This is a genomic window from Pseudomonas sp. AD21 (genome assembly GCF_002878485.1).
In the GTDB taxonomy this organism is placed as follows: Bacteria; Pseudomonadota; Gammaproteobacteria; order Pseudomonadales; family Pseudomonadaceae; genus Aquipseudomonas.
Window position 1 is genome coordinate 77,080 of record NZ_NQYG01000020.1, and the last position, 8,642, is coordinate 85,721.

General features: G+C 60.4%; 10 protein-coding genes. 6 read left to right on the top strand and 4 right to left on the bottom strand.

Going from position 1 to position 8,642, the window contains the following annotated elements; translation table 11 throughout:
* The first annotated feature begins 528 nt into the window (after positions 1-528).
* A complete protein-coding gene (locus PseAD21_RS14765) occupies positions 529-882 on the top strand; it encodes a hypothetical protein (RefSeq protein WP_102356315.1) in 354 nt (117 codons plus the stop codon).
* A 94-nt stretch (positions 883-976) separates the two neighbouring features.
* Here the strand turns inward: PseAD21_RS14765 and PseAD21_RS14770 are convergent, their stop codons facing one another.
* From PseAD21_RS14770 to PseAD21_RS14780, 3 genes are all read right to left on the bottom strand, one after another.
* Complete coding sequence (locus PseAD21_RS14770; RefSeq protein ID WP_003213368.1) at positions 977-1,252, bottom strand: HU family DNA-binding protein; 276 nt, start codon at positions 1,250-1,252, stop codon at positions 977-979.
* 190 nt (positions 1,253-1,442) lie between these two features.
* Positions 1,443-2,591, bottom strand: coding sequence for an NAD(P)/FAD-dependent oxidoreductase (locus PseAD21_RS14775; RefSeq protein WP_102356316.1), 1,149 nt, complete (start codon positions 2,589-2,591; stop codon positions 1,443-1,445).
* Positions 2,592-2,610: 19 nt separating this feature from the next.
* Positions 2,611-2,781, bottom strand: coding sequence for a rubredoxin (locus PseAD21_RS14780; protein ID WP_102356317.1), 171 nt, complete (start codon positions 2,779-2,781; stop codon positions 2,611-2,613).
* 201 nt (positions 2,782-2,982) lie between these two features.
* On the opposite strand from PseAD21_RS14780, the gene PseAD21_RS14785 reads away from it, so the two are divergent.
* Positions 2,983-3,543: a chorismate lyase gene (locus PseAD21_RS14785; protein WP_102356318.1), complete on the top strand. Its 561-nt coding sequence runs from the start codon at positions 2,983-2,985 to the stop codon at positions 3,541-3,543.
* Positions 3,543-4,433, top strand: a complete 891-nt coding sequence (gene ubiA / locus PseAD21_RS14790) for a 4-hydroxybenzoate octaprenyltransferase (protein ID WP_102356319.1) — start codon at positions 3,543-3,545, stop codon at positions 4,431-4,433. The genes PseAD21_RS14785 and ubiA overlap by 1 nt, the downstream gene beginning before the upstream one ends.
* Positions 4,434-4,546: 113 nt before the next feature.
* Here ubiA and PseAD21_RS14795 read toward each other — a convergent pair whose 3' ends face one another.
* A complete protein-coding gene (locus tag PseAD21_RS14795; protein WP_102356320.1) occupies positions 4,547-4,930 on the bottom strand; it encodes a hypothetical protein in 384 nt (127 codons plus the stop codon).
* A gap of 151 nt (positions 4,931-5,081) precedes the next feature.
* On the opposite strand from PseAD21_RS14795, the gene phoB reads away from it, so the two are divergent.
* The 3 genes from phoB to PseAD21_RS14810 all read left to right on the top strand — a co-directional run bounded on the left by phoB (position 5,082) and on the right by PseAD21_RS14810 (position 8,596).
* Positions 5,082-5,771: a phosphate regulon transcriptional regulator PhoB gene (gene phoB, locus PseAD21_RS14800; protein ID WP_003229608.1), complete on the top strand. Its 690-nt coding sequence runs from the start codon at positions 5,082-5,084 to the stop codon at positions 5,769-5,771.
* Positions 5,772-5,845: 74 nt separating this feature from the next.
* The gene (gene phoR, locus PseAD21_RS14805) at positions 5,846-7,132 is read left to right on the top strand and encodes a phosphate regulon sensor histidine kinase PhoR (protein WP_256588157.1); all 1,287 of its coding nucleotides are present in this window, start codon (positions 5,846-5,848) and stop codon (positions 7,130-7,132) included.
* A gap of 123 nt (positions 7,133-7,255) precedes the next feature.
* On the top strand, positions 7,256-8,596 hold the full coding sequence (locus PseAD21_RS14810) for a hemolysin family protein (RefSeq protein ID WP_003229612.1): 1,341 nt from the start codon (positions 7,256-7,258) through the stop codon (positions 8,594-8,596).
* Positions 8,597-8,642 lie beyond the last annotated feature (46 nt).

Sequence of the window (8,642 nt, forward strand, 5' to 3'; positions counted from 1 at the left end):
TTCATTGGGGTGTGTAGGAGATCGCCCTATATGCGGCAGGGGTATCCCTGATAGTCATTTATATTCGCCGCATTTTCTACTCCCCCGCCAAAACCCTGATTTAGAGCGCTTCTGGCCGGTGAAACGACATCCTGCTGGACGTCCGTCCCAATACACGGGGGCGAGCATGACAACTCTCGAAAAAAATAGAAGTAGGAATATTCCGAAAACTCACGGGCTTATTTGAACAATTCCGCGATGACAATGGCGAACAAAAAAAGTGCCATCAATTTGATAGCAAAATATTGCCTAAAACTTTCAGAGTCCCGAAAACACTGCACATTCGTGCTAACTCAATATTATCGAAGTAGCCTCCAACGGGCATTTCCACCAATTCACACAACACCTTACAATGCGGCCCCCTCTGACAACTGTCACAGATACTTCTTACATCTGCCGCGAGAAGGCCTTTATACGTTTGCCGCTTGAGCCAAAGCCCACATCGCAAACACCGCGCCTCCTTTGGGAGCCGGCAAGGAGATTCAACACATGGAATTGAAAACGCTTTTTCTGGCCGCGCTAATATGGTTTCCCGTTACCCAGGCATCTGCAGATACCCCGCCTCTGGACGGCCATTACTATCTGTCCGGCGCCATGGAAATGGGCGCCGAGTTGCTGCTGCGCAAGGACGGCACCTTTGACGCGGGCGTGGCGTACGGGAGTGCCGACGGTTTTGCCAAGGGCACTTGGCAAGTGGAGAACCAGACAGTGACGCTGAAAAGCGCAACCAAACCTGCCTCAAGCAACGATCTGTCTGCTCTCTTCCAGGATCTGCAGCTAGCGATTGAGCCAAACTGCCTGGCCGTGGACTTTGGCAACGGCAAAGCCTGCTTCCGCAAATAGCTGACATACAGGCATAAAAAATGGGCACCCGACCGCAATCGGTGTGCCCATTTTTCTTTACGACCCTCCCCGTTATTCAGGGAGTTCGCCGCCATTAAGGATTGACGCTGTCTTTCAACGATTTGCCTGGCTTGAATGCCACGGTGTTGCTGGCCTTGATTTTGACCGGCTCGCCGGTTTGCGGGTTTTTGCCGGTGCGGGCGCCGCGGTGGCGTTGCAGGAAGGTGCCGAAGCCCACCAGCGTGACGCTGTCCTTGCGGTGCAGAGCGCCGGTGATTTCTTCGAGGACGGCGTTGAGAACGCGATTGGCCTGTTCTTTGGTCAGATCTGCTTTTTCAGCGATTGCAGCGGCGAGTTCTGGTTTACGCATTAGTGAAGCCCCTTTGACGGTTTTTTGTTGTTATGTCCGTGCTGTTCTCGTTGGAACAGCGCCCAAGGCGCCGCAGGCTCTACTCTGCGGCAGACGGGAGTGAGGATGGCACGCGGATACCGGCTGCGCCAGTCTCCTCGCGACCTTTGTAGGGGCAAAAGCGGGGTGATTCCGACAGAACGACCGGTATTTACGCCAGCAGGGGCGGAAGCTGTTTGTTCAGGGCAAGTTTCTCCATCACCGCCGCACCGGTCAGCGCGTAACCGAGCAACTGGCCGTCGGCACCATGGCACAGGGCCTTGATGTCGGCGCCCTGCCCTTCAACGCTCCAGACACCTTCGCTGCCCCGTGGTGGTGGCGAAACGACCAACGGGCACACCGGCGTTTTCACAGTGATCGGCATCGGGCCGTAGCTCACGGCAGTCGAATTGCCCGCCAGGGTTTGTGCCAGCGCACGCGCACAGCTCATGAGGGGCATCACGTACAGCAGATTCAGCCCATCGACCTCGGCGCAGTCGCCCAAGGCGTAGATATTGGCGTGGGAGGTCTTCAGGTGCCGATCGACGACGACGCCGCGATTGACCTGCACCCCGGCCGCCGCCGCCAGATCGATGCGCGGACGCAGGCCGATGGCCGACACCACCACATCGCAGGCAATCACCTGACCGTCAGACAGATGCGCCTCCAGCCCGTCAGCGACTTTTTGCAGACGGGTCAGCACCGGGCCGAGGTGAAAGCGCGCGCCCAGGCTTTCCAGCCCGGCCTGCACGGCGGCCGCAGCGGCCGGGTGCAGCAGCATCGGCATCACTTGCTCGCACGGCGCCACCAGTTGCACCTCGTAACCACCGAGGATCAGGTCGTTGGCGAATTCACAGCCAATCAGCCCGGCACCGAGCAGCAGCACCCGGCGCTTGCCAGCCGCCGCCGAACGAAAGCGCGCGTAGTCTTCAAGATCGTTGATCGGGAACACCAGATCGGCGCCATCGCCCTCGATCGGTACACGCACGGTTTCTGCGCCCCAGGCGAGGATCAGGTCGCGGTAGTACACCGCTTCTTCGCCGATCCACAGGCGCTTGTGGCCGGCGTCGATGCCACTGATGCGCGTGTGGGTGCGCACCTCGGCCTTCAACTGCTCGGCCATGGCGCCGGGTTCGGCCATGCTCAGGCCATCGGCGTCCTTGTTTTTGCCGAAACCGGTGGAGAGCATCGGCTTGGAGTAAGAGCGCCCGTCATCGGCGGTAATCAGCAGCAGCGGGGTTTCGCTGTCGAGCTTGCGAAACTCGCGGGCCAGGTTATAGCCCGCAAGGCCAGTGCCGATGATGACGACAGGTGCGCTCATGCCTTACTCCTTTGTTTGATTAGTTGCTGATTTCGATCATTTCGAAGTCCATCTTGCCGACGCCGCAATCCGGGCACAGCCAGTCTTCCGGCACGTCCTGCCACTGGGTGCCCGGCGCGATGCCGTCATCCGGCCAACCGTCGGCTTCGTTGTAGATCAGGCCGCAGACGATGCATTGCCACTTTTTCATTCAGTTACTTCCTCAGGATTCAGGCTTGGTGCCGGCGCGGACGGTCGATGGGTACTACGCTGCCATCCGGCTCAGGGCGTTTTGTACTGATGGTGCAGGGCAGATGCAAGCCTGTTCGGCGCAACGGCGACCCGGATCCATCAAAATCGCAGCACGCCATGTTAAGCTCGCCGCCTCATTTGCGGCCAATAATGACTCATTGTGCACCATTCAAATGCCTGCCCGGCCCCGCTCTGGCTGACTCAAAGCCGACTGACGCCCCTCCCCGATTCGTTGACCCTGAACTGGTTGTTCGACGAAGGCTCGCTGACCCGTCGCCTGACGCGGCTGTCCAATGACGGCTTCAGCGTCACGCCTTTATTCGAGGGCTGGGACACCCTGCGCAGCGACGAATGCGCGGCGCTGGAGCTGGCTGAAGGCAGCGAAGGCTGGGTGCGCGAGGTGTATCTGCGCGGTCACGGCGAGGCTTGGGTGTTTGCCCGCAGCGTGGCGTCGCGCGCCGCCTTGCAAGGTGATGGCCTGCACATGGATGAACTGGGCAGCCGCTCGCTGGGCGAACTGCTGTTCTGCGACCAGGCCTTCCAGCGCCGCGCCATCGAGGTCTGTCACTACCCGCAAGACTGGTTGCCGCCTGCCTGCCGTGCGCCTGAATTGTGGGGCCGCCGTTCGCGCTTCGACCGTGGCGCCTTGAGCGTGCTGGTGGCGGAGATTTTCCTGCCGACCTTGTGGAGCGCCGCCCGCGCCCATCCGGAGAACTGCTGATGTACCAGAGCTTGCTCAAGTCCCTGAACCGCTTGAATCCACGCGCCTGGGATTTCATTCAGCTGACGCGCATGGACAAGCCGATCGGCATTTACCTGCTGCTGTGGCCGACGCTGTGGGCGCTGTGGATTGCCGGCAAGGGCTCGCCATCGCTGGCCAATGTCGTGATTTTCGTGCTCGGCGTAGTGCTGACCCGCGCCGGTGGCTGTGTGATCAACGACTGGGCCGACCGCAAGGTCGACGGCCACGTCAAACGCACTGCGCAACGACCGTTGGCCAGTGGCAAGATCAGTTCGAAAGAGGCACTGGTGTTTTTCGCGCTGCTGATGGGCGTGAGTTTCCTGCTGGTGCTGTGCACCAATGCGCCGACCATCTGGCTGTCGCTGGGCGGTCTGGCGCTGGCGTTCACCTACCCGTTCATGAAGCGCTACACCTATTACCCGCAAGTGGTGCTCGGCGCAGCGTTCTCGTGGGGCATGCCGATGGCGTTCACCGCCGAAACCGGCGAACTGCCCGCCGCCGCCTGGCTGCTGTGGATCGCCAACCTGCTGTGGACGGTGGGTTACGACACGTATTACGCGATGACCGACCGTGACGACGACCTGAAGATCGGCGTGAAATCCACGGCGATTCTGTTCGGCGACGCGGATCGGGTGATTATCCTGAGCTTGCAGGCGTTGTCGCTGGGATGCCTGTTGCTGGCGGGGTCGAAGTTCGAGTTGGGTGTCTGGTTCCATCTCGGCTTGCTGGTGGCTGCCGGGTGTTATGTGTGGGAGTTCTGGTACACCCGCGATCGCGACCGGATGCGCTGCTTCAAGGCGTTCTTGCACAACCATTGGGCCGGGTTGGCGATTTTCGTCGGGATCGTGCTGGATTACGCGTTGCGCTAAACGCAAATCAATGTAGGAGTGAGCCTGCTCGCGATAGCGGTGTATCAGTTAGCGAAAATGCCGACTGATACACCGCTATCGCGAGCAGGCTCACTCCTACAGGGGATTTGCGTTTATTTGTGCTCGTGCACCACGTGCCACATTTCCTTCATGCCATCACCTTTCATTTCTCCAGGTTTTTCGTCCTTCATGAAGGTGTACAGCGGCTTGCCGTCATAGGCGTATTGCATCATGCCGTCATCGCGTTTGATGACCGTCCATTTGCCTTCAGCCTTGGCACCCGCCGGCGCCATCATTGGCGGCCAGTTCTTGGCGCAATCGCCGTTGCACATCGACTTGCCGCCAGCGTCCTTGTCGAACGTGTAAACGGTCATGCCTTTGTGATCGACCATCATGCCGTCTTTCATCATGGCCGGTTCGGCGGCCATGGCAAATCCAGGCAGAGACAGGGCAGCAGCCATCAACAGGGCTTTGAAAGAAGCAGTCATTTGAGTCATGGAAACCTTCTTTGGTGGTTGTCAGGATTCGGACTTAGAGCTTAGTCCAGGATCACGCCAACCGCCGGGCGACTAAAATACTGTCACACGACTGCAATAATTCCGTTATCTAATGCGGCGCAAGACAGTTAAATGACAAGAGGATTAAGGCATGGTTGGCAGGAGCATTCTGATCGTCGACGACGAAGCGCCCATTCGCGAAATGATCGCCGTTGCGTTGGAAATGGCCGGCTATGACTGCCTCGAGGCAGAGAACTCGCAGCAGGCCCACGCCATCATCGTTGACCGTAAACCGGACCTGATCCTGCTCGACTGGATGCTGCCCGGCACTTCCGGCATCGAGCTGGCCCGACGCCTCAAGCGTGACGAGCTGACCGGGGACATCCCGATCATCATGCTCACCGCCAAGGGTGAGGAGGACAACAAGATCCAGGGCCTGGAAGTCGGCGCCGACGACTACATCACCAAGCCGTTCTCGCCACGCGAACTGGTCGCCCGCCTCAAGGCAGTGCTGCGCCGCGCCGGTCCGACCGATGGCGAAGCGCCGATCGAAGTCGGAGGCCTGCTGCTCGACCCGATCAGCCACCGCGTGACCATCGACGGTCGTCCGGCCGAGATGGGCCCGACCGAATACCGTCTGCTGCAATTCTTCATGACCCACCAGGAACGTGCCTACACTCGCGGGCAATTGCTGGATCAGGTCTGGGGCGGCAACGTCTATGTTGAAGAGCGCACCGTCGACGTGCACATTCGACGCCTGCGCAAGGCCCTCGGCGACGCCTACGAAAATCTGGTACAAACCGTGCGCGGCACTGGCTACCGGTTTTCCACCAAGGCCTGACCCGACCGCCAGACTCGCTGACAAGGACCGTATTTTCCGTGAATCAAAACTGGCATGGCACCCTGATTCGCCACATGCTGTTGCTGGTCACCGCCTGTCTGGTGATCGGCCTGATCACCGGCTATTACGGCTGGAGCCTCGCTGCAGGCCTGGGCCTTTACCTTGCCTGGACGCTCAAGCAACTGCTGCGCCTGCACGAATGGCTGCGTCTGCACCAACCCGATGAAGCACCGCCCGATGGCTACGGCCTGTGGGGCGAGGTGTTCGACAGCATCTACCACCTGCAACGCCGCGACCAACGGGTGCGCGGGCGCCTGCAAGCGGTAATCGACCGGGTGCAGGAGTCCACTGCCGCGCTGAAAGACGCGGTGATCATGCTCGACAGCGACGGCAACCTGGAATGGTGGAACCGCGCCGCCGAAACCCTGCTCGGCCTCAAGACCCCGCAGGACAGCGGCCAACCGGTGACCAACCTGGTGCGCCATCCGCGCTTCAAGGAATACTTCGAGCAGGAAAGCTACGCCGAACCGCTGGAAATCCCCTCGCCGACCAATGATCGCGTGCGCATTCAGCTGTACCTGACCCGCTACGGCAACAACGAACACCTGATGCTGGTGCGCGACGTCACGCGCATCCATCAACTGGAACAGATGCGCAAAGACTTCATCGCCAACGTTTCCCACGAACTGCGCACGCCGCTGACGGTGATCTGCGGCTACCTGGAAACCCTGCTCGACAACGTCGAGGAAGTGAACCCGCGCTGGAGCCGCGCCCTGCAACAAATGCAGCAACAGGGCGGGCGCATGCAAACGCTGCTCAACGATCTGTTGCTGCTGGCGAAACTGGAAGCCACCGATTACCCGTCGGACAACCAGCCAGTGCAGGTCGACACCCTGCTGCAATCGATCAAAAGTGACGCGCAGCAGTTGTCCGGACAAAAAAACCAGAAAATCACCCTCGACGCCGACGCACGCATCCTGCTCAAGGGCAGCGAGGCGGAATTGCGCAGCGCGTTCTCCAACCTGGTGTTCAACGCCGTGAAGTACACCCCGGCCGAGGGCAACATCCGCATCCGCTGGTGGGGCGACGAGCAAGGGGCGCACCTGAGCGTGCAGGATTCGGGGATCGGCATCGACAGCAAACACCTGCCGCGCCTGACCGAACGTTTCTATCGCGTCGACTCCAGCCGCAACTCCAATACCGGCGGCACCGGGCTCGGCCTGGCGATCGTCAAACACGTGTTGTTGCGCCACCGCGCGCGGATGGAGATCAGCAGCGTGCCGGGTCATGGCAGCACGTTCACCTGCCATTTCGCCCCGGCCCAGGTCGCTCAGGCACGGGCGATCAGCGCCGCCGAGTGATGCCGGCCAGCACGCGCCACTAGGCAATCGCCATGTCAGCCGCTACATTGGCTGACTTGCGTCTGCCTTTCAGGCGCGATTTCTTCTCTCTTACGAATCACACGGAACCTGCAAAACTCCATCATGGACCCTTCCCCTGGCTTGTCCCTCGCTACGATTTTCGCCGATTTCGGCATGATTCTTTTCGCTCTGATCCTGGTTTTGCTCAACGGCTTCTTCGTTGCGGCGGAATTCGCCATGGTCAAACTGCGCTCGACCCGGGTCGAGGCCATCGCCGACAAGAACGGCTGGCGCGGGCACATCCTGCGCACCGTGCACAGTCAGCTCGATGCGTACCTCTCGGCGTGTCAGCTCGGCATCACCCTCGCCTCCCTCGGCCTGGGCTGGGTCGGTGAGCCGGCATTCGCGCACATTCTCGAGCCGCTGCTGAGCGCGGTCGGTGTGCAGTCGCCGGAAGTGGTCAAAGGCATTTCGTTCTTTACCGCGTTCTTCATCATTTCGTACCTGCACATCGTGGTCGGCGAGCTGGCGCCCAAATCGTGGGCGATCCGCAAACCCGAGCTGCTGTCGCTGTGGACGGCGGTGCCGCTGTACCTGTTCTACTGGGCGATGTACCCGGCGATCTACCTGCTCAACGCCAGTGCCAACGCGATTCTGCGGATCGCCGGCCAAGGCGAACCCGGCCCGCACCACGAACACCATTACAGCCGCGAAGAATTGAAACTGATCCTGCACTCCAGCCGTGGTCAGGACCCGAGCGACCAAGGCATGCGCGTGCTGGCCTCGGCGGTGGAAATGGGCGAGCTGGAAGTGGTCGACTGGGCCAACTCCCGGGAAGACCTGATCACTCTGGAATTCAACGCACCGCTGAAAGAAATCCTCGCGATGTTCCGTCGTCACAAGTTCAGCCGTTATCCGGTGTACGACAGCGAGCGCCAGGAGTTCGTCGGCCTGCTGCACATCAAGGACCTGTTGCTGGAGCTGGCGGCGCTGGACCACATCCCCGAGTCGTTCAACCTGGCCGAACTGACCCGCCCGCTGGAGCGCGTGTCGCGGCACATGCCGCTGTCGCAGTTGCTGGAACAATTCCGCAAGGGCGGCTCGCACTTCGCCGTGGTTGAAGAAGCCGACGGCAACATCATCGGCTACCTGACCATGGAAGACGTGCTGGAAGTGCTGGTCGGCGACATCCAGGACGAACACCGCAAGGCTGAACGCGGGATCCTCGCCTATCAGCCAGGCAAACTGCTGGTACGTGGTGACACGCCGCTGTTCAAGGTTGAGCGCCTGCTCGGCATTGATCTGGACCACATCGAAGCCGAAACCCTCGCCGGGCTGGTCTACGAGACCCTGAAACGGGTGCCGGAAGAGGAAGAAGTACTGGAAGTCGAAGGCCTGCGGATCATCATCAAGAAGATGAAAGGGCCGAAGATTGTACTGGCCAAGGTGTTGATGCTGGATTGATCGGCTGATCCGGCACCACGTCGATCCTTTCGCGAGCAAGCCCGCT

What these genes read in the sequence shown, in the direction of transcription:
- PseAD21_RS14765 (WP_102356315.1), top strand. Translation starts at nt 529, where the DNA reads ATGGAATTGAAAACGCTTTTTCTGGCCGCGCTAATATGGTTTCCCGTT.
- PseAD21_RS14770 (WP_003213368.1), bottom strand. Translation starts at nt 1,252, where the DNA reads ATGCGTAAACCAGAACTCGCCGCTGCAATCGCTGAAAAAGCAGATCTG.
- PseAD21_RS14775 (WP_102356316.1), bottom strand. Translation starts at nt 2,591, where the DNA reads ATGAGCGCACCTGTCGTCATCATCGGCACTGGCCTTGCGGGCTATAAC.
- PseAD21_RS14780 (WP_102356317.1), bottom strand. Translation starts at nt 2,781, where the DNA reads ATGAAAAAGTGGCAATGCATCGTCTGCGGCCTGATCTACAACGAAGCC.
- ubiA (WP_102356319.1), top strand. Translation starts at nt 3,543, where the DNA reads ATGTACCAGAGCTTGCTCAAGTCCCTGAACCGCTTGAATCCACGCGCC.
- PseAD21_RS14795 (WP_102356320.1), bottom strand. Translation starts at nt 4,930, where the DNA reads ATGACTCAAATGACTGCTTCTTTCAAAGCCCTGTTGATGGCTGCTGCC.
- phoB (WP_003229608.1), top strand. Translation starts at nt 5,082, where the DNA reads ATGGTTGGCAGGAGCATTCTGATCGTCGACGACGAAGCGCCCATTCGC.
- phoR (WP_256588157.1), top strand. Translation starts at nt 5,846, where the DNA reads ATGCTGTTGCTGGTCACCGCCTGTCTGGTGATCGGCCTGATCACCGGC.
- PseAD21_RS14810 (WP_003229612.1), top strand. Translation starts at nt 7,256, where the DNA reads ATGGACCCTTCCCCTGGCTTGTCCCTCGCTACGATTTTCGCCGATTTC.